This is a genomic window from Vibrio sp. R-1 (assembly GCF_035615595.1).
Lineage (GTDB): Bacteria > Pseudomonadota > Gammaproteobacteria > Enterobacterales > Vibrionaceae > Vibrio > Vibrio cholerae.
The window spans coordinates 42586-63952 of record NZ_WPDC01000005.1 but is presented as its reverse complement, the minus strand read 5'-3'; the positions used below and the strand labels follow the sequence as shown (position 1 = coordinate 63952).

Below are 21367 nucleotides of genomic sequence, written 5' to 3'. Positions count from 1 at the left end.
TGAGCAAAAATAAACCCCAGCACAGGCTGAGGTTTAGACTTGGGATAAGCAAGAAGTTCAATCTATTTATAAAAAATGCAGCAGATCCAACATGAAACATACCGAATCGAGTTGGAATTGTAGGTAGGCTGCAAGTAAATTCATCACTATAAGCATAGGTAGGCGATGTTGGAGTGAACACACATCGCCAACACCACTGCCGCTTCAAATATTAAGTGAATAGGCTTATTTCAAAAATTCGATTAATGCTTGCTCATCGAAAACTTGGATACCCAACTCGGTCGCTTTGGCTAGCTTAGAGCCCGCTGCTTCTCCTGCAAAAACAATATCAGTATTTTTTGATACGCTCCCCGTCACCTTAGCACCTAAAGCTTGTAGTGCGGCTTTCGCATCATTACGAGACAATTGAGTAAAACTGCCGGTTAACACAACAATTTTGCCCGCTAGAGCAGAGTCTACCGCCACGGGCGCAGCCGTTAGCGCCGGCCATGTGATGCCTTGTTCTAGCAATTCATTGATCACTTGTTGGTTACGGTCTTGCGCAAAGAAGGCCTGTAAATGGTTTGCAACAACCACTCCGACATCGGGAACTTCGATAAATTGTTCTAAACTCGCTTGTTGAATCGCTTCCAAACTTAAAAAGTGCTGAGCTAAGTTGAGTGCGGTAGCCTCGCCGACTTCACGAATACCCAGTGCATATAAAAACTTAGGTAATGTGGTTTGCTTCGCTTTATTGAGAGCATCAATCACATTCTGCGCCGATTTGGGGCCCATTCGCTCCAAAATCGTGAGCTCTCCCGCTCTTAACCGGAATAAATCAGCAGGTGTACTCACCATTTCTCTGTCAACCAGTTGCTCAATCACTTTATCGCCCAAGCCTTCTACATCCATGGCCTTGCGAGAAACAAAATGCTTCAATGCCTCTTTGCGCTGAGCTTGGCAAATCAGTCCACCGGAACATCGAGCAACCGCTTCTCCTTCAACCCGTTCAACATCCGATTGACAAACTGGGCAACGAGTAGGAAATACAATAGATTTTGCATTCTCAGGGCGTCGCTCTAATACCACAGAGACGATTTGTGGGATGACATCCCCAGCACGGCGGATCACCACCGTATCTCCGACCATCACTCCCAAACGCTCAATCTCATCGGCATTATGTAATGTGGCATTACTTACCGTAACACCTCCGACAAACACAGGCTCCAACTTAGCAACCGGGGTAATCGCGCCAGTACGACCTACCTGAAATTCAACATCATTGAGCAAGGTGAGCTCTTCCTGTGCAGGAAATTTATAGGCAATCGCCCAGCGCGGTGCTCTAGCCACGAACCCCAATCGCTCTTGCAACTGGATATCGTCAACTTTAATGACGACGCCATCAATCTCATAAGCCAAAGACTGGCGACGTTGCAAAATGTCTTGATAAAAAGCTTTGACTTCGGCGAGAGAAGTTACCAGTTTGGTTTCTGGACAAATCGGCAGCCCCCAGCCCTTTAGTTGTAAAAATCGTTGATAGTGGCTGGTCGCTAACTCTCCACCTTCAATAACACCAACACTGTAAGCATAAAAAGCCAGTGGACGTTGGGCGGTAATTTTAGAGTCGAGTTGACGTAGGCTCCCCGCCGCTGCATTACGAGGGTTCACAAACTGCTTTTCACCTTTTTTAAGCGATCGTGTGTTAAGTGCTTCAAACCCCGCTTTAGGCATAAACACTTCACCGCGCACTTCAAGGCGAGTTGGAAAATCTGCGCCTTGCAGGCGCAAAGGGATTGATTTAATGGTACGTACATTTTCTGTGATGTTTTCGCCGGTCGTACCATCACCACGAGTCGCCGCGCGGGTCAGAACACCATTTTCGTATAATAAACTGACCGCCAAGCCATCCAGTTTCGGCTCACAACAAAAGGCACTGTGCTGTACCGCCGGGATCCGATCCGTCATACGGCGATAAAAACTGTCTAATTCACTATCATCAAAGGCGTTATCGAGCGATAACATCGGAATTTCATGCACCACTGATTCAAATGCATCAAGCGGACGTCCTCCGACTCGTAAACTGGGCGAGTCTGAGCTCATCAATTCCGGGTGAGCCGCTTCCAATTCCAGCAGCTCGCGCATTAAGCGATCGTATTCTGCATCCGGAATGGTGGGGGCATCTTCTACGTAATAGCGGACACCATGCTCATGCAAGGTTTTTCTTAATTCTGTTAATCGTTGCGCGACATCTGACATCGTAATTCTCTCGGATGATGAAAAAAGGCTCCGCTACGGAGCCCTTTTAGTATAACTAGGGATATCTTTATCTTGTTACTGACGAAGTAAAGCAGCACGCTATCGCGTGGTGCTTGAATGAATATCCAAAACCTAGGCTTGAGCGGCTCGAACTTTAAACTCTTGAATTTGCTTACGATAAGCATCAAGTCGGTTTGGAGTCATTAAATTACGAGCATCGTCCAACACATGCCCACCAAGATCATCGGCAATTTGTTGAGCGGTTTTTAGCATCAACTTGAAGTTTTGCTCAGGATCGCCAAAACACGGCAGTGTCATAAAAAAGGAGATGCCTTTGGTTGAAAAGTCCGCAGGATCATCATGCATAAGGGTACCTGGTTGCATCATATTCGCGACACTAAACAACACTTTCCCCGTTCCAGAGAGATCCGCGTGGCGATGGAAAATATCCATCTCACCAAATAACAAACCATTTTGCTGCATGCTATCGAACAGTTTGGTCCCGATAAAAGGCTGGTTACCAGCACAGTGTACATTGAGCACAATCACATCCAGCTTTTCTTCCTGCGGCTCTTGTACCTCAATCTCGGTCACCACTTCAGGTTGCCCCTTAGGCATTGGCACGTTTGGCACAACTCGAGGCATCTCAACCTGGGGTTGAACCTTTCTAGGTTGAGGTTGGGATTGAGGCTGAACCGGAATGCGCGCTTCCTCATCCTCTTCTTCATCCAGCTCATCATGGGCCGCGAAATCAGAGATCAGAGGATCGTGCTGTTGATTCGGAATGCCAAAATCAGGCTCTTTGCGTTCCTTGCGGATGATTTCGAAATCGTCTTCCGCCGCAAAGGCACGCGAAGGCGGATCATCACTTTCGACTTTCATCTTGCGCAGAGGTTTATCACCAAACTTGGACTTTCCCTCTTTTTTGCTGGTCCACAGACCATGAAACAGCAACGCCGCTATCGCCAACGCGCCAACAATTATCAATACGAATCGCAGTTCCTGCATCTTAAACTCTCAGTATCCCGTTTGATGTTCTGAGCTCTAGCGCCCGACAGGACGTTTATCAGGGTGTGTTTTTGACTTGTCGGGGTACTTTACCAAAACTCTCGTTGAATTTAGAACAACTTAATGTGAGAAGTTGAAAAGATGACGCGTTTTTTGCAGTTTCGTCATTTCACTTCAGTATCAATCAAGTACAATCTTCACTCGGTTTATCAAGGAGAATACCGTTTTTATGCAGATCAGCTCACGTTCCGGGTTCGGCTACTTCTCTTACGGCATACGTTTGGCTTTAACGCCAGGCATACGTCGGTTCGTTGTTCTTCCGCTACTGGCTAACATCATCTTAGTCGGCGGTGCTATGTACTACTTATTCAGCCATTTAGACACTTGGATCAGCGAGTGGATAGGACAATTACCTTCGCTTCTCTCTTGGCTAAGCTATGTACTTTGGCCGCTGTTAGCATTAACCATTCTCGCTACTTTCTCCTATTTTTTTAGTACCTTAGCCAACTTTATTGCCTCGCCATTTAATGGTCTATTGGCCGAAAAGGTGGAGCAGCATCTATCAGGTGAACGCATCGGTGAGGAAGGAGTCTGGGCACTGGTCAAAGACGTTCCTCGAATCCTTAGTCGAGAATGGCGTAAACTGCTTTACGTGCTTCCCAAAGCACTTGGCTTATTCCTGCTATTGCTGATCCCAGCACTTGGGCAAACCCTAGGCCCTATTGCTTGGTTCCTGTTCACGGCTTGGATGTTGGCTATACAGTATTGCGACTATCCCTTCGATAACCACAAAATCAGCTTCCATGACATGCGTAACACTTTGAAACAAAATCAAAGTAAGGCCTATGGATTTGGTATGCTGGTCGCTTTTTTCACGAGCATTCCGATTGTGAACCTCTTCATCGTCCCAATTGCCGTGTGTGGCGCGACGGCGATGTGGGTGATGGAATTTAAGACACAACACTCCCCTCTGCGCCAATAACAAGCACCACATAAGTTATAACTTTTTAATCCTTTTCGCTTAGTGAATATGAACTTATTCTCTGTCCATATTCACTAAGTATTCACGCACACTCACTGCGTAACGAATGAAGGAACATCGCCATGAGCAAAATCTACGAAGACAATTCACTGACTATTGGTAACACCCCACTAGTGCGCTTAAACAAAGTCTCTAACGGCAAAGTGCTGGCTAAGATTGAAGCACGCAACCCAAGCTTCAGCGTAAAATGCCGAATCGGCGCCAATATGATTTGGGAAGCTGAAAAGCAAGGCAAACTCAAGCCTGGCGTTGAATTAGTAGAGCCAACGAGTGGTAATACTGGTGTTGCCCTAGCGTTTGTTGCTGCAGCTCGTGGATACAAGTTAACTCTGACCATGCCTGAATCGATGAGTTTAGAGCGTCGTAAGCTACTCAAAGCACTTGGCGCCAATTTAGAACTGACTGAAGCAGCAAAAGGCATGAAAGGCGCGATTGCGAAAGCAGAAGAGATTGTTGCCAGCAACCCAGAAAAATATTTGCTCCTCCAGCAATTCAATAACCCAGCTAACCCGCAGATCCATGAAAAGACCACAGGCCCAGAGATTTGGGATGCAACAGATGGTCAAATTGATGTGTTTGTTGCTGGTGTAGGTACTGGCGGTACATTAACGGGTACCAGTCGCTACATCAAAGGCACTCAAGGTAAAGCTATTCTTTCTGTTGCGGTTGAACCGGCTGAATCACCGGTCATCACACAAGCACTGGCGGGAGAAGAAATCAAACCTGCTCCACATAAAATTCAAGGTATCGGTGCCGGTTTTATCCCTGGTAACTTAGATTTAAGCTTGATTGATCGTGTTGAGCGTGTCACCTCAGACGAGGCGATTGAAATGGCGCGTCGCCTAATGGAAGAAGAAGGCATTCTCGCGGGGATCTCTTCTGGTGCTGCGGTTGTTGCCGCTAACCGAATCGCACAATTGCCTGAATTTGAAGGAAAAACTATAGTTACTGTGTTACCAAGTTCAGGTGAACGTTACTTGAGCACAGCTCTATTCGCAGGCATTTTCACTGATAAAGAAAACCAGCAGTAATACGTGGTTAAATCAAATTTTCGTTTAAAAAAGCCCCAGTCAGGGGCTTTTTTGTTGATCCCTGCCTCACCTTTGGTAATATCGGCATGTTTTATTTTTAGCTTCAAAATAAAGAAGCGGACGGTTTACGCTCAATTGCTCAAATTGCAAAAAATAGCAAAGGCGATTGATAAAATTTTGACCAGTCTTAGTTCTAACACGAAAAGCCTGTGACAGTGCTAGCACAAAGCAGTTTATGCGGTTAAGCTAAATCTGGTTAACAAACTTACAAAAAATAAACTCATTGGGGTATAAAACATGTACGAGAAGCAAGTAGAAATCACTGCAGAAAACGGCCTTCACACTCGTCCTGCTGCACAGTTTGTTAAAGAAGCAAAAGCCTTCGATGCAGACATCACTGTGACTTCTAACGGTAAAAGTGCAAGCGCGAAAAGTCTGTTCAAGCTGCAAACGCTAGGTCTGGTAAAAGGTACTGTGGTAACTATCTCTGCCGAAGGCCCTCAAGCAAAAGAAGCTGTTGAGCACCTAGTTGCTCTGATGGACCAACTTCACTAATCCGGTCTTCCTTTCAAAGCCATTTTGTTCACGCAAAATGGCTTTGTTGGAAATAACCCGAGAAATACGCTAAACGTTACGGTTAGCGATTGTCCACTCTCCCGTTTACAGTTGACCAGTTTAAGGTAAGGCTATGATTTCAGGCATTCTAGCATCTCCAGGTATTGCTATTGGTAAAGCATTACTTCTTCAAGAAGATGAAATTGTCCTAAACACAAACACCATTTCTGACGATCAAGTAGAAGCCGAAGTTGAGCGCTTTTACACTGCGCGTGACAAATCTTCTGCGCAGTTAGAAGTGATCAAACAAAAAGCACTTGAAACTTTTGGTGAAGAAAAAGAAGCCATCTTTGAAGGCCATATCATGTTGCTTGAAGATGAAGAGCTAGAAGAAGAGATTTTAGCCCTCATCAAAAAAGAAAAAATGTCTGCCGATAACGCGATTCATACCGTTATCGAAGAGCAAGCCACTGCGCTTGAATCTTTAGACGATGAATATCTCAAAGAACGTGCAACAGATATCCGTGATATCGGTACACGTTTTGTAAAAAATGCTCTGGGCATGCACATCGTATCGCTGAGCGAAATTGATCAAGAAGTTGTCCTTGTTGCCTACGATTTAACGCCTTCTGAAACTGCGCAGATTAACCTGAACTACGTTCTCGGTTTTGCATGTGATATTGGCGGCCGTACCTCTCACACTTCTATCATGGCTCGCTCTCTAGAGCTGCCAGCGATTGTCGGTACTAACGACATCACTAAGAAAGTGAAAAATGGCGACACATTGATTCTGGACGCAATGAACAACAAGATCATTGTGAATCCAACTCAAGCCCAAATTGAAGAAGCCAAAGCGGTTAAAGCGGCTTTCCTAGCGGAAAAAGAAGAGCTCGCTAAGCTGAAAGATCTTCCAGCAGAAACGCTAGACGGTCATCGCGTTGAAGTGTGTGGCAACATCGGTACCGTGAAAGACTGTGACGGTATCATCCGTAACGGTGGTGAAGGTGTCGGTCTATACCGTACTGAATTCCTGTTCATGGATCGTGATGCCCTGCCAACAGAAGAAGAACAGTACCAAGCCTACAAAGAAGTCGCGGAAGCGATGAATGGCCAAGCGGTTATCATCCGCACCATGGACATCGGCGGCGACAAAGATCTGCCGTACATGGATCTGCCAAAAGAGATGAACCCATTCTTGGGTTGGCGTGCCGTGCGTATCAGCTTAGATCGCCGTGAAATTCTACGTGACCAGCTACGCGGTATTCTGCGAGCCTCTGCACACGGCAAACTTCGCGTTATGTTCCCAATGATCATTTCAGTAGAAGAAATTCGTGAGCTGAAAAATGCGATTGAAGAGTACAAAGCTGAACTGCGCACCGAAGGTCATGCTTTCGATGAAAACATCGAAATCGGTGTGATGGTAGAAACGCCAGCTGCAGCAGCGATTGCTCATCACTTGGCAAAAGAAGTTTCTTTCTTCTCTATCGGTACCAACGATTTAACTCAGTACACGCTAGCGGTAGACCGTGGTAACGAGATGATCTCTCACCTCTACAACCCACTCTCTCCAGCGGTTCTGACCGTGATCAAGCAGGTGATTGATGCTTCTCACGCAGAAGGCAAATGGACTGGTATGTGTGGTGAATTAGCGGGTGACGAGCGTGCAACGCTACTCCTACTCGGTATGGGTCTGGATGAGTTCTCAATGAGCGGCATCTCGATTCCAAAAGTGAAGAAAGTGATCCGTAACGCCAATTATGCGGAAATCAAAGCGATGGCTGAAGAGGCGCTTGCCCTGCCAACGGCTGCAGAAATTGAAGCTTGCGTAGATAAATTCATCGCAGCGAAAGCGTAATTATCGGTTGATACCAAGGAGATAGGCGATGAAAATAGTCGTCTATCTTTAGCGATTGGTATACTATACTTCGACAGAACAAATTTAAAACGTTAGGAGCATGACACAATGGGTCTGTTTGACAAACTTAAGAAGCTAGTCTCTGACGACAGCGCTAACGCAGGTGCAATCGACATCATCGCACCTCTTTCTGGTGAAATTGTAAACATCGAAGATGTACCAGATGTGGTTTTCGCTGAGAAAATCGTTGGCGACGGTATCGCGATCAAGCCTGCTGGTAACAAAATGGTAGCTCCTGTTAACGGTACTATCGGCAAAATCTTCGAAACCAACCACGCGTTTTCTATCGAATCAGATGACGGCGTTGAGCTGTTTGTTCACTTCGGTATCGACACGGTTGAGCTGAAAGGTGAAGGCTTCAAGCGTATTGCAGAAGAAGGCCAATCAGTGAAAATCGGCGATACTATCATCGAATTCGATTTGGCACTGCTCGAAGAGAAAGCGAAATCAACTCTGACTCCTGTTGTTATCTCTAACATGGATGAAATCAAAGAGCTGAACAAACTTTCTGGTTCAGTGACCGTAGGTGAAACACCGATCCTACGCGTGACCAAGTAATCGCTTGGTTCGATTTAAAAAGTTCGATGTAAAAAACGCTGCCCAGTGCAGCGTTTTTTGTTTTTACGGCCGAGTCTTTTGACATAGCCAATAGCGCCTAACTAGCGCTCATCTCAAACAACATTCAATTCGTAAAACCAAGGGCATAACGCAGCACTTGCGTTTTCAGTGGGCCAGAACGCTCAGCCAATGCCAACGCAGCATTACGCAGAAACTTCACTGGTGTCATTGAGTTACTGAAGGTTTTGTAGAACAAGTCCATCCCTGTTTGCATCAGTAAATTATCGGGACGACGGCAGCGTTCATAGCGTTCAAAAGATGCCTGATTTAACGCCTGCTCTTGAGTTTGCGCCAGCAACACGGCCACATCTTTAAAGCCCAAATTGACGCCCTGCCCTGCTAATGGGTTTATGGTGTGTGCTGCATCCCCAATCAAAATACAGCGATTTTTCACATACTGCTGAGCATGACGGCGCGTTAATGGGAAAGCACCGTGTTGCAACACTTTAATATTCCCCAACTCGGCCGGAAAATACTGCAGAATTTCGCTACGCAATTGCTCCGGATTAAGACCGCTGAGCTTGCGAATACGCTGCGGTGTGTCATACCACACCAAAGACGCCTGATTGCCGCCCAAAGGTAAGTAGGAGCGCGGCCCTGTTGGAAAAAATTGCTGCCACGTGGTTTCTTGTTGGATCTGCTCCGTCTGCACATTAATCAACATACAGTGTTGACGATAATCCCACGCCGTTACGCCGATATGCGCCAGTTGGCGCACCTGGGAATTTGCGCCATCCGCACCGATTACCCAATCACACTCAATTTCAGCGCCCGATTGCAAGGTAACACGGCATCCCTCTGCACTCACATTCAACTGCGCCAATTGTTCGGGACACATTAAAGTCAACTGCGGATAAGCTGAAAATTGCTGCCATAGCGCTAATTGAATGACTCGGTTTTCTACCATGTAACCTAATTGTGGCAACCCGAGCGACTCACAAGAAAAACGCGTTCGACATTCTGGGTGTTCCCACGTTTCTAAGTGACGATAAGGACAAGCGCGCATATCAACAACACTTGACCAAGCACCCAGTTCTTCTAGCAGTGCTACCGAGGTTTGCGAAATCGCAGAGACACGCACATCCATAGGCTGACTGGGCTCAAAAGCGTGCGGCGCGCCAGAATCAATTACCGCAACCTTGCGTCCTTGGCGTGCAAAGCCCAGTGCAGCAGCCGCGCCCACCATACCGCCCCCCACCACGAGGATGTCAAATTTGTTGCTACTCATACCTTTTCCCACCCAGTATTTTCTCTTCACGGCATTGTACGGAGTAAGGGAAATATTGCGACATTTTTTACGTTAAAACCTTGCTCGGAATAAGGTAAAAAACCAATCACAACAAGGGTTACAAGAGAATTCCGCCAATTACTAGTCAGTCGGTTTTTAAAGCAGTACAATACGCCGCTTACCGCCGAGAGGGCGGCTAGAATGTGAGCTACAGCTCAAATGATTGAAGAACTATTGAACGAGCGAAAGTGAGATGAGTAAGAAACTGCTAATTAAAACTTGGGGCTGCCAGATGAACGAGTACGATTCATCGAAAATGGCTGACCTGCTTAATGCTGCAAACGGCTATGAGCTGACAGAAATACCCGAGGAAGCTGACGTTTTACTCCTAAACACCTGTTCGATTCGTGAAAAGGCACAGGAAAAAGTCTTCCACCAACTCGGTCGTTGGAAAACCCTGAAAGACAAGAAGCCAGGTGTCGTGATCGGTGTCGGTGGCTGTGTTGCTACTCAAGAAGGTGACTCGATTCGCGATCGTGCGCCTTATGTGGATGTCATCTTCGGCCCACAGACGCTGCATCGTCTGCCAGAAATGATTAAACAATCGCAAACCAGCGACGCGCCCGTGATGGATATCTCTTTCCCTGAGATTGAAAAATTCGACCGCCTGCCTGAGCCACGTGCGGAAGGCCCAACGGCGTTCGTTTCTATCATGGAAGGCTGCTCAAAATACTGTACTTACTGCGTAGTGCCTTACACACGCGGTGAAGAAGTCAGCCGTCCTATGGACGATGTCCTGTTCGAGATCGCTCAGCTTGCCGAGCAAGGGGTGCGTGAAGTTAACCTGCTGGGTCAAAACGTCAACGCTTACCGTGGTGCCACTCACGATGGCGGCATTTGCTCTTTCGCTGAATTACTGCGTTTGGTCGCCACCATTGACGGCATCGACCGTATCCGCTTTACCACTAGCCACCCACTCGAATTTACCGATGACATTATTGCAGTGTACGAAGACACGCCTGAGCTCGTGAGCTTCCTGCACTTGCCAGTACAAAGTGGGAGCGATCGCATTCTGACTATGATGAAGCGTCCACATACGGCGATTGAGTACAAATCCATCATCCGTAAGCTACGTAAAGCACGCCCAGATATTCAAATCAGCTCTGATTTTATCGTTGGCTTCCCTGGGGAAACCGACAAAGATTTCCAAGACACCATGAAGCTGATCCGCGATGTCGATTTCGACATGAGCTTTAGCTTTATTTTCTCACCTCGTCCAGGCACACCCGCCGCTGACTATCCTTGCGATCTGTCGGAAGAAGTGAAGAAAGAACGCCTGTACGAACTGCAGCAGCAGATCAACAGCCAAGCTATGCGTTATTCACGCCTGATGCTGGGTACTGAACAGCGTATTTTGGTTGAAGGTCCATCGAAAAAAGATCTGATGGAGCTGCGTGGCCGTACTGAAAATAACCGTGTAGTGAACTTCGAAGGCTCACCGGATCTGATCGGTCAATTTGTTGATGTGAAGATCGTTGACGTTTTCCCGAACTCACTGCGCGGTGAACTGCTGCGTACCGAACAAGAGATGAATCTGCGTATCGCGACCTCTCCCTCTGAAATGAAAGCGAAGACTCGCCGCGAGGATGAGCTTGGGGTTGCTACATTTACTCCTTAATCTCGTATACACTGTCAATAAGCGTCCGGTCAAAATCGGACGTTTATTGACATACTGAGAGGCAAATTTGAGCAATAAAATCATAACCTTAGAAATCAATTTAGAACCATCCGATAATCACCGACTCGCCAGCCTATGCGGTCCTTTTGATGACAACATCAAGCACCTTGAACGTCGCTTGGGTGTCGAAATCAACTACCGCGGCAACTTCTTCACTATCGTGGGTCAACCTCATACTGCCGCTGCTGCACTCGACATCATCAAAACACTTTACGTTGAAACGGCTCCGGTGCGTGGTCAGATTACCGATATTGAACCTGAGCAAATTCACCTTGCCATCAAAGAATCCGGCGTACTTGAACAACACAGTGAATCCAGCATTGCTCACGGCAAAGAAGTGTTTGTCAAAACCAAAAAAGGCGTGATCAAACCGCGGACACCGAATCAAGCTCAATACTTGATGAATATGGTGACCCATGACATCACCTTTGGTGTTGGCCCTGCTGGTACCGGTAAAACTTACCTTGCGGTCGCGGCCGCTGTGGACGCGCTTGAGCGCCAAGAAATTCGCCGAATTCTATTGACTCGTCCAGCGGTTGAAGCAGGCGAAAAGCTCGGTTTTCTGCCGGGTGATCTAAGCCAAAAGGTCGACCCTTATTTGCGCCCGCTTTACGATGCTCTGTTCGAAATGCTTGGCTTTGAGCGGGTAGAAAAACTGATTGAGCGCAATGTGATTGAGGTCGCTCCACTGGCGTACATGCGTGGTCGTACCTTAAACGATGCGTTTATTATTCTCGATGAAAGCCAAAACACGACCGTTGAACAGATGAAAATGTTTCTGACACGGATTGGTTTTAATTCGCGCGCCGTCATTACTGGTGACGTGACGCAAATCGACTTACCGCGCGGCGCGAAATCCGGTCTGCGCCATGCGATTGAAGTTCTCAATGAAGTCGATGAGATCAGCTTTAACTTCTTCCAAGCTGACGATGTGGTGCGCCACCCAGTGGTTGCTCGTATCGTTAACGCTTATGAAAAGTGGGAAGCGCAAGATCAAAAAGAGCGCAAAGAGTATGAGCAGCGTCGTCGTGAAGAACGTGAAAATAAATTACTCGAAATGCAGCGCGCAGAAATGACGCTGAGCCACAACAATGAGTCAAATCCCTCATGAGTATTGAACTGGATTTGCAATTGGCAGTCGAAAATGAACATGGGCTACCAAGCGAAGCGGAGTTTGCTTTGTGGCTCACTCGAACCATCACGCCGTTTCAGCCACAAGCTGAAGTGACGGTTCGCATTGTCGATGAAGCAGAAAGCCATGCGCTGAATTTGAACTACCGTGGTAAAAATAAACCGACCAATGTGCTGTCTTTTCCATTTGAAGCTCCTCCGGGGATGGAAATGGATCTGCTTGGCGACTTGGTGATTTGCCGCCAAGTCGTTGAGCGTGAAGCAATTGAGCAAAATAAGCCTTTGCAAGCACATTGGGCGCATATGGTTGTACATGGCAGCCTGCATCTGCTAGGTTATGACCACATCGAGGATGATGAAGCCGAAGAGATGGAATCTCTCGAAACCGAAATTATGCAAGAGATGGGTTTTACCGACCCATATCTGGCAGAAAAAGAGTAACCCTTATCCTTTTAGATAAGGCCTATGTGAGCTATCACACATCTGATAGCGTTAGTGAATTGAGACATAATGAACGAAGACAATTCTCAGAATTCGGAAGGTCCGAGTAGAAAGTCCTTCTTTGAACGCCTAAGTCAACTTTTTCAGGGAGAGCCGAAAGATCGCCAAGAGCTGGTCGATGTGATTCGCGACTCTGAAGTCAATGACTTGATTGACCATGACACCCGCGACATGCTCGAAGGTGTGATGGAAATCGCCGAAATGCGCGTGCGCGATATCATGATCCCACGCTCACAAATGGTCACTATCGATCGTACTCATAACCTAGATGCTTTGGTTGCCATCATGACGGATGCACAGCACTCACGTTATCCAGTGATCAGCGAAGATAAAGACCATGTGGAAGGTATTCTGCTTGCGAAGGACTTACTCAAATATCTAGGCTCTAACTGTGCCCCATTCAACATCCAAGAAGTGATCCGCCCTGCGGTCGTGGTTCCGGAAAGCAAACGGGTTGACCGTCTGCTCAAAGAGTTCCGTGAAGAACGTTACCATATGGCGATTGTGGTGGATGAGTTTGGCGGCGTATCTGGCCTAGTCACCATTGAAGATATTCTGGAAGAGATCGTCGGCGACATCGAAGATGAATTCGACGACGAAGAGCAAAAAGATATTCGCCAACTGAGCAAACACACCTTCTCGGTGAAAGCGCTCACCACAATTGAAGACTTTAACCACACTTTCGGCACCAAATTCAGTGATGAAGAAGTGGATACGGTCGGTGGTTTGGTGATGACGGCATTCGGCCACTTACCCGCGCGCGGTGAAGTCGTAGACATTGCAGGCTACAACTTCAAAGTGACAGCGGCGGATAGTCGCCGAGTGGTGGCTCTTCAAGTGACCGTTCCCGATCTGGAAGCCCTTTCGCACGTTGCGGAAGAGTAGTCCCCACTCTCTTACTAAGTAAGAGTAAAGAAAAGAGACGATGAACAGCGTATTATCTCATCGCCTAATGCGGCCGCTTGCGGCCGCTTTTGTTGGCGTCATAACTCCTCTGGCTTTTGCCCCGTATCAATTTTGGCCTTGGGCTCTACTCAGCCCATTTATCCTACTGCTTCTGCTCCACCAACAAAGCGCCAAGCGAGCGGCTTTGATTGCTTATCTCTGGGGGATTGGTCAATTTGCGGTGGGTATCAGTTGGGTACACGTCAGTATTGATACGTTTGGCGGCATGCCCAAAATTGCCAGCCTGTTTTTAATGACTCTATTGGTCGGCTATCTGGCACTTTATCCAAGCCTTTTCGGCTGGCTACTCAATCGCTTTTTTCCGAACAACTCACGCAGTAAATGGCTGTGTGCTGCCCCAGCTTTGTGGCTGATTACCGATTGGCTACGTGGTTGGGTGATGACGGGTTTTCCTTGGCTGTGGCTCGGTTATAGCCAAATTGATAGCCCTCTCGCCAACTTTGCCCCCATCGGTGGCGTAGAGCTCATCACGCTGTTATTGCTGTTTTGTGCTGGTAGCTTAGCTTATGCCGTACTTAATCGCCGTTGGCTGATGGCTTTCATCCCTCTTGTGGTTTACGCAACCGGTTATGGCCTCCAAGCCATGCAGTGGGTCACCCCACAAACTGAGCGCACAGCCTCACTGGCCTTGATTCAAGGCAATATCGAACAGGGATTGAAATGGCTGCCTAGCCAGCGCTGGCCAACCATCATGAAATACACCGATCTTACTCGCGAAAACTGGGATGCCGATGTGATCATTTGGCCAGAAGCGGCGATCCCCGCTTTTGAATATGAAATCTCCTCATTTCTGCATAATCTTGATGCTGCGGCACGTATGAACCAAAGCGCGGTGATTACTGGCATCATCAATCAAAGTGAAGATAAGCAGTACTTCAATAGCGTGCTGACCGTCGGTGATACGCCTCATGGCGAATACCGTTATGATCTGACTCAGCGCTACCATAAGTACCACTTGTTGCCTTTTGGCGAATTCGTGCCGTTTGAAGAGATCCTGCGTCCATTAGCTCCATTCTTTAATTTGCCGATGTCCTCCTTTAGCCAAGGGGCTTACGTGCAACCGAATTTGATTGCAAAGGGTTTCGCATTTGTTACCGCACTCTGCTACGAAATCATCTTCAATGAGCAAGTACGCGATAATGTGACGCCGGAAACCGACTTCCTACTGACGCTTTCGAATGATGCTTGGTTTGGTCGTTCGATAGGCCCATTGCAACACATGGAAATCGCTCGCATGCGCGCCTTAGAATTGGGCAAGCCGCTGATCCGCGCCACCAACAATGGAGTGACGGCCGTCACTGACGAGCGAGGACGCATCGTAGCTCAGTTGCCACAATTTGAAACTGGCGTGCTAAAAGCAACGGTCACCCCGACTCGCGGTAGTACACCTTACTTCCTATGGGGCACAACGCCACTCTACCTCTGGGTAGGCTTAGCGATTGGGTTCGCTTTCTGGCGCCTGCGCCGGGCTAGATAAGTAAAAGTAAAACGGGAAGTTATCTTCCCGTTTTTTATTGCAACGCTTTATCCAACTAAGGTTTCAGTGGTTGGCGGCTAAACGCTTTACCGCCACATTGCGAACAGGGTTCAATTTCCGTTGGGTGATTAAATTCGGTTTTATGACCGCACTGATCACAGATCAACACGCCCAAACCAATCATATCTCCCGCCTGATACAAGCCTTGGTGTTCTAAATCAGCAAACAGCTCGACCCATTCCACTTTGGTGCGGTCGGTAATATCCAGTAGCCCCTGCCAAATAGAATTGGTGATCATCAGATAGAATGGGCTGCTTTTGCTTTGCTCAAAACTTTGCGAGAACTCTTTAAGGTCAGCTTTTACATAAGCGGAGATCAGCGCAAGCTCATCCTTGGTCAAATCATTCGCCGCATCGACGTATTTCGCAGAGGATTCAACGATCTCATTCACGCCATCTGGGCTGTGTTTGAGTGTTTCCACTACCTCTTCCAGTAAGGCTTCATAACTTGCTTTCTGTTTTGGCATTTCTCACCTCTCTCAAGCCTGATGGCTGCCGGATTAGCTATTGTTGTAACCCCCTGCTTTCTGTATTCTATGCCGAACCGAAAGACTTCGTTCCTACTGAACTCACAAATTCCAAGATGGATGTCATCGATGCAAGAGCAATACAACCCGCAAGATATTGAACACAAAGTTCAACAGCACTGGGACAACAACAAAACCTTCGTTGTAAGTGAAGACCCAAATAAAGAAAAATTCTACTGTCTTTCCATGTTCCCTTATCCAAGTGGCCGACTGCACATGGGTCACGTGCGTAACTACACCATCGGTGATGTAGTCTCTCGTTTCCAACGTCTGCAAGGCAAAAACGTACTGCAACCTATTGGTTGGGATGCTTTTGGTCTGCCTGCTGAAAACGCAGCGGTAAAAAACAATACTGCGCCAGCACCTTGGACATACGAAAATATCGAATACATGAAAAACCAGCTCAAGCTACTGGGTTTTGGTTATGACTGGAATCGTGAATTCGCAACTTGTCGCCCTGAGTACTACCGCTGGGAACAAGAGTTTTTCACTAAGCTGTTTGCAAAAGGCTTAGTGTACAAAAAAACCTCATCAGTCAACTGGTGTCCAAACGACCAAACGGTTCTGGCTAACGAACAAGTGGAAGATGGTTGCTGCTGGCGTTGTGACACTCCGGTTGAGCAAAAAGAGATCCCACAGTGGTTTATTAAGATCACCGCCTATGCTCAAGAGCTGCTTGACGATCTGGATAACCTAGACGGTTGGCCTGAAATGGTCAAAACCATGCAGCGCAACTGGATTGGCCGCTCTGAAGGTGTGGAACTAAAATTTGCCGTTAAAGGTGAAAACACCGATCTTGAAGTGTACACCACGCGTCCAGATACTCTGATGGGGGTTACTTATGTCGGTATCGCTGCAGGCCACCCTCTAGCGACAAAAGCGGCAGCGAATAACCCAGCCCTCGCCGCCTTCATCGATGAATGTAAAAACACCAAGGTTGCAGAAGCTGAAATCGCGACCATGGAAAAGAAAGGCATGGCGACAGGCCTAACCGCGATCCATCCTCTCAACGGCCGTGAAGTACCTATCTATATCGCGAACTTCGTGTTGATGGATTACGGTACTGGTGCGGTAATGGCTGTGCCTGCACACGACCAACGTGACTTTGAATTCGCGACCAAATATGGCCTAGACATCATCCCTGTGATTAAGCCTGCCGATGGCAGTGAGCTGGATGTGTCTGAAGCGGCTTACACTGAAAAAGGTGTTCTTTTCGCTTCTGGCGAATTTGATGGTTTGGATTTCCAAGCTGCCTTTCATGCGATTGCTGCCAAATTGGAAGCAGAAGGCAAAGGTAAGAAAACCGTTAACTTCCGTCTACGTGACTGGGGCGTGTCTCGTCAACGTTACTGGGGTGCTCCAATCCCTATGGTGACCACGGAGGATGGCCAAGTACACCCAGTACCAGCAGACCAACTGCCCGTTATCCTACCAGAAGATGTGGTGATGGATGGCGTAACTAGCCCAATCAAAGCTGATAAAGAGTGGGCAAAAACCACCTTTAACGGTGAACCAGCCTTGCGTGAAACCGATACCTTCGACACCTTTATGGAGTCTTCATGGTACTACGCGCGTTACTGTTCACCACAAGCGGATGACATCTTAGATCCAGAGAAAGCCAACTACTGGCTGCCGGTTGATCAGTACATCGGTGGTATTGAACACGCGTGTATGCACCTGCTCTATTCACGCTTCTTCCACAAACTGCTGCGTGACGCGGGTTATGTGAAGAGTGATGAGCCGTTCAAAAAGCTGCTATGCCAAGGCATGGTACTGGCTGATGCCTTCTACTACACCAATGAGAAAGGTGGTAAAGAGTGGGTATCACCAACCGAAGTGAAAGTGGAACGTGATGGCAAAGGCCGTATCGTTTCTGCGGTTGATGCAAGTGGCCGCCAAGTTGAACACTCAGGCATGATTAAAATGTCTAAGTCGAAAAACAACGGTATCGACCCACAAGAAATGGTTGATAAGTACGGCGCAGACACAGTACGTCTGTTCATGATGTTTGCTTCACCAGCGGATATGACGTTGGAATGGCAAGAATCTGGTGTTGAAGGTGCGAACCGCTTCCTGCGCCGCGTATGGAAACTGGTGCGTGAGCACACTGAGCTCGGCCAAGCTCCCGCTTTAGATGCTTCAGCACTGAATGCAGACCAAAAAGCGCTGCGCCGCGATGTGCACAAAACCATCGCTAAAGTGACGGATGACGTAGCACGTCGCCAAACGTTCAACACGGCGATTGCGGCAATCATGGAGCTGATGAACAAGCTGACGAAAGCGCCGATGACCGAAGCGCAAGATCGCGCGATTCTGGATGAAGCACTCAAAGCCATCACGCTCATGCTTTACCCAATCACACCGCATATCTGTTTCGAAATGTGGGTGGCACTGGGTCAAAGCAATATCGATACGGCAAGCTGGCCGACGTACGATGAAGCCGCACTGGTCGAAGATGAAAAGCTGATCGTGCTGCAAGTCAACGGCAAACTGCGCGGTAAACTCACTGTCGCTGCCGATGCTACTCAACAACAGGTTGAAGCGCTCGGTATGCAAGATGAAAACGTACAGAAGTTCATTGATGGCCTCACCGTACGTAAAGTGATTTACGTACCGGGCAAACTGCTGAACATCGTTGCCAACTAACTCACATTTTATCGATGAGTCACTAAGCCATGAGAACACTCGCTGAACTGATGGCTTATTTTAATGTCAGTAAACAGGGTTCGCCCTGTTTACTTATCTCAGCTTATCGCACAGCAAGCTTTCGCTCTTGGTGAGCTGAGATAAGTATTTTGCCTAATAACGAGACTGAAGCATCCATGCGTAACACTCTTTTCCCTACTTTGAAATGGTCACTCTTGGTTCTGATGACAAGCTTACTCACGGCTTGTGGTTTCCACTTGCGCGGTGATTACGATATTCCCCAAGAACTCTCTCGTATGTCACTGACCAGCTATGACCAATACAGCACCTTTACTCGTATGGTGCACCGTCAGTTACGTTTGAATAAAATCGATCTGCAAGCTCCAGCAGAAGATCTACCTAATCTACATCTACTCAGTGAAAGCACCAGTGAACGCACGTTGTCACTTTACCAAAATACTCGCGCTGCAGAAAAAGAGCTTACTTTCCGTGCCTCTTATCGCGTCACTGTTCCCGAACTGGGCAGTCGTACATTCACAACTAGCGTAACACGCAGCTACTTAGATAACCCTCTAACAGCCCTAGCAAAATCCGTTGAGCGCGACATGATTGAAGATGAAATGCGCAAGCTAGCTGCCAGCCAAATTGTGCGCCAGATGGCACGTTTAAAAGCAGACTTTGCACGTAAAACGTTGGATGATGAAAGTATTGAAGGCGAAGGGATCACTGACTATCGCGTTGATACGCAAGAAGTAGCCAACCCAGTGTCAACAGAAGGCAGCAGTGAGTAGTTTCGATGCGCATTTACGCTGAAAAACTGGCTGAATCACTGCACAAAACGCTCTATCCGATTTACCTCGTATTCGGTAATGAGCCACTGCTGCTCCAAGAAGCCAAAACCGCCATCGAAAAAACGGCACAAGCGCAAGGTTTTTTGGAAAAACACCGATTTAGCGCGGATGCCGGGCTCGATTGGAACGCGGTGTATGACTGTTGCCAAGCACTGAGTCTGTTTTCATCTCGCCAACTTATCGAAATTGAGATCCCAGAATCTGGGGTCAATGCTCAAACGGCAAAGGAACTTAGCGCACTGGTAGGCCAACTTCACCAAGACATTCTCTTGCTGGTGATTGGCCCCAAACTGACTAAGGCGCAAGAGAACGCAGCTTGGTTCAAAACGCTTGCGCAGCAAGCCTGTTGGGTTAACTGCCTCACGCCAGAATTGAGCCGTTTACCTCAGTTTGTTCAGCAGCGCTGTTTTGCCCTCGGTTTAAAACCGGATGCCGAAGCGGTACAAATGTTGGCGCAGTGGCATGAAGGTAATCTCTTTGCATTAGCGCAAAGTCTCGAAAAATTAGCGTTACTCTACCCCGATGGTCTACTGACTTTAGTGCGCTTGGAAGAGTCGCTGAGCCGCCATAACCATTTCACGCCTTATCACTGGATGGATGCGCTATTAGAAGGCAAAGCCAACCGTGCTCAGCGTATTTTGCGCCAGCTCATGCTCGAAGAGAGTGAGCCAATTATTCTGATCCGCACCGCGCAAAAAGAGCTGACTCAACTGCTTAAATGGCAACAAGAGCGCCAACAGCTGGGTAATTTGGGGAGTCTTTTTGATCGCTATCGTGTCTGGCAGAATCGAAGACCACTCTACTCTGCCGCTTTACAGCGCTTATCGAGTCGCGCCCTACTTCGGTTGGTTGGAATATTAACTCAGGCTGAATTACTGGCAAAAACGCAATACGAACAGCCAGTATGGCCAATCTTGCAGCAACTAAGCCTTGAATGCTGCAATCCTCAGGCAAACCTACCTTTGCCTCACTAAAAGCGTGATATACTGCGCCCTTTTAAGCGAAAGCTGTATTTTATTGATGATTTTCAGAGGACATTCTCTTGCAAGGTGAAGCACTTAAAGACTTTCTTTTCGACAAAGCTGACGACATGAAGGCGGTCGATATCGTAACTCTAGATGTAAAAGAGAAATCCAGCGTTACTGATTACATGATTGTCTGTACTGGCACATCCAAAAGACATGTCGCCTCCATCGCTGAACACGTAGCCAATGAAGCCAAACTTTCTGGCCTGCAACCACTGGGTATGAACGGCGAAAATGAAGGTGAATGGGTCGTTCTGGATATGGGTAGCGTAATGTTGCATGTGATGCAAGAAGCGCCACGCGAACTCTATCAATTGGAAAAACTCTGGGGTTAAGTGTGAAGATTCAACTGATCGCCGTCGGTACTAAGATGCCTAAATGGGTCGAAGAAGGCTTCCAAGAGTATCGTCGTCGCTTCCCTCATGATATGCCTTTGGAATTGGTAGAAATTACCGCCGGTAAACGCGGTAAAAATGCTGATATTGCGCGTATCTTACAAAAAGAGGGCGGAGCGATGCTGGCCGCAGTGCCCAAAGGCAATCGAATCGTCACCTTAGATATTCCCGGCAAACGTTGGGATACGGAAGAGCTCGCAGTACAGTTGGAAAGCTGGAAACTGGATGGGCGTGACGTCTCGATCCTGATTGGTGGACCAGAAGGCCTTGCGCCCGCCTGTAAAGCCGCGGCAGACCAAAGTTGGTCTCTTTCTCCACTGACCTTGCCTCATCCACTAGTGCGCGTGGTGATGGCAGAAAGTTTATACCGTGCGTGGAGCATTACTACTAACCACCCTTACCACCGAGAATAGAGTGAC

General features: G+C 47.7%; 19 protein-coding genes. 15 read left to right on the top strand and 4 right to left on the bottom strand.

Going from position 1 to position 21367, the window contains the following annotated elements; all coding sequences use genetic code 11:
- Positions 1-225: 225 nt before the first annotated feature.
- Complete coding sequence (ligA, locus tag GOU96_RS02030; protein ID WP_267780983.1) at positions 226-2235, bottom strand: NAD-dependent DNA ligase LigA; 2010 nt, start codon at positions 2233-2235, stop codon at positions 226-228.
- 132 nt (positions 2236-2367) lie between these two features.
- Positions 2368-3243, bottom strand: coding sequence for a cell division protein ZipA (gene zipA / locus GOU96_RS02025; RefSeq protein ID WP_088128514.1), 876 nt, complete (start codon positions 3241-3243; stop codon positions 2368-2370).
- A gap of 229 nt (positions 3244-3472) precedes the next feature.
- Here zipA and cysZ point away from each other — a divergent pair, with 229 nt between their 5' ends.
- The 5 genes from cysZ (at position 3473) to crr (ending at position 8344) form a co-directional block, all read left to right on the top strand.
- Positions 3473-4225, top strand: a complete 753-nt coding sequence (gene cysZ / locus GOU96_RS02020; RefSeq protein ID WP_267780985.1) for a sulfate transporter CysZ — start codon at positions 3473-3475, stop codon at positions 4223-4225.
- A gap of 122 nt (positions 4226-4347) precedes the next feature.
- Positions 4348-5316 (top strand): cysteine synthase A, encoded by a 969-nt coding sequence (gene cysK / locus GOU96_RS02015; RefSeq protein WP_000036918.1) that lies wholly within the window; start codon positions 4348-4350, stop codon positions 5314-5316.
- Between the two features lie 297 nt (positions 5317-5613).
- The gene (locus GOU96_RS02010) at positions 5614-5871 is read left to right on the top strand and encodes an HPr family phosphocarrier protein (RefSeq protein ID WP_000273061.1); all 258 of its coding nucleotides are present in this window, start codon (positions 5614-5616) and stop codon (positions 5869-5871) included.
- Positions 5872-6004: 133 nt separating this feature from the next.
- A complete protein-coding gene (gene ptsI, locus GOU96_RS02005; RefSeq protein ID WP_000623159.1) occupies positions 6005-7726 on the top strand; it encodes a phosphoenolpyruvate-protein phosphotransferase PtsI in 1722 nt (573 codons plus the stop codon).
- A 108-nt stretch (positions 7727-7834) separates the two neighbouring features.
- Positions 7835-8344, top strand: coding sequence for a PTS glucose transporter subunit IIA (gene crr / locus GOU96_RS02000; protein ID WP_000522238.1), 510 nt, complete (start codon positions 7835-7837; stop codon positions 8342-8344).
- A 124-nt stretch (positions 8345-8468) separates the two neighbouring features.
- Here crr and GOU96_RS01995 read toward each other — a convergent pair whose 3' ends face one another.
- Positions 8469-9632, bottom strand: a complete 1164-nt coding sequence (locus GOU96_RS01995; RefSeq protein WP_175230641.1) for a 2-octaprenyl-3-methyl-6-methoxy-1,4-benzoquinol hydroxylase — start codon at positions 9630-9632, stop codon at positions 8469-8471.
- A 253-nt stretch (positions 9633-9885) separates the two neighbouring features.
- On the opposite strand from GOU96_RS01995, the gene miaB reads away from it, so the two are divergent.
- The 5 genes from miaB to lnt all read left to right on the top strand — a co-directional run bounded on the left by miaB (position 9886) and on the right by lnt (position 15445).
- Entirely contained in the window at positions 9886-11310 is a 1425-nt protein-coding gene (miaB, locus tag GOU96_RS01990) for a tRNA (N6-isopentenyl adenosine(37)-C2)-methylthiotransferase MiaB (protein ID WP_000038553.1), read from the top strand.
- A gap of 67 nt (positions 11311-11377) precedes the next feature.
- Positions 11378-12481, top strand: a complete 1104-nt coding sequence (locus tag GOU96_RS01985) for a PhoH family protein (RefSeq protein ID WP_000066204.1) — start codon at positions 11378-11380, stop codon at positions 12479-12481.
- Positions 12478-12942: an rRNA maturation RNase YbeY gene (gene ybeY, locus GOU96_RS01980; protein ID WP_142737321.1), complete on the top strand. Its 465-nt coding sequence runs from the start codon at positions 12478-12480 to the stop codon at positions 12940-12942. The genes GOU96_RS01985 and ybeY overlap by 4 nt, the downstream gene beginning before the upstream one ends.
- 69 nt (positions 12943-13011) lie before the next feature.
- Positions 13012-13887, top strand: coding sequence for a CNNM family magnesium/cobalt transport protein CorC (gene corC, locus GOU96_RS01975; protein WP_001001301.1), 876 nt, complete (start codon positions 13012-13014; stop codon positions 13885-13887).
- Between the two features lie 40 nt (positions 13888-13927).
- Positions 13928-15445, top strand: coding sequence for an apolipoprotein N-acyltransferase (gene lnt / locus GOU96_RS01970; protein ID WP_267780988.1), 1518 nt, complete (start codon positions 13928-13930; stop codon positions 15443-15445).
- Between the two features lie 55 nt (positions 15446-15500).
- On the opposite strand, the gene GOU96_RS01965 is transcribed toward lnt, so the two are convergent.
- Complete coding sequence (locus GOU96_RS01965) at positions 15501-15971, bottom strand: zinc ribbon-containing protein (protein WP_001125919.1); 471 nt, start codon at positions 15969-15971, stop codon at positions 15501-15503.
- Positions 15972-16100: 129 nt separating this feature from the next.
- Between GOU96_RS01965 and leuS the strand changes: the two genes are divergently transcribed.
- The 5 genes from leuS (at position 16101) to rlmH (ending at position 21361) form a co-directional block, all read left to right on the top strand.
- Positions 16101-18677 carry a leucine--tRNA ligase gene (leuS, locus tag GOU96_RS01960; RefSeq protein ID WP_042988518.1) on the top strand — a complete coding sequence of 859 codons (2577 nt, stop codon included), beginning with the start codon at positions 16101-16103 and terminating at the stop codon, positions 18675-18677.
- 176 nt (positions 18678-18853) lie between these two features.
- A complete protein-coding gene (gene lptE, locus GOU96_RS01955; RefSeq protein ID WP_001246446.1) occupies positions 18854-19468 on the top strand; it encodes an LPS assembly lipoprotein LptE in 615 nt (204 codons plus the stop codon).
- Positions 19469-19473: 5 nt separating this feature from the next.
- On the top strand, positions 19474-20502 hold the full coding sequence (holA, locus tag GOU96_RS01950; RefSeq protein ID WP_001223842.1) for a DNA polymerase III subunit delta: 1029 nt from the start codon (positions 19474-19476) through the stop codon (positions 20500-20502).
- Positions 20503-20570: 68 nt separating this feature from the next.
- On the top strand, positions 20571-20888 hold the full coding sequence (gene rsfS, locus GOU96_RS01945) for a ribosome silencing factor (protein WP_001161137.1): 318 nt from the start codon (positions 20571-20573) through the stop codon (positions 20886-20888).
- 2 nt (positions 20889-20890) lie between these two features.
- Complete coding sequence (rlmH, locus tag GOU96_RS01940) at positions 20891-21361, top strand: 23S rRNA (pseudouridine(1915)-N(3))-methyltransferase RlmH (RefSeq protein ID WP_267780992.1); 471 nt, start codon at positions 20891-20893, stop codon at positions 21359-21361.
- Positions 21362-21367: the final 6 nt, after the last annotated feature.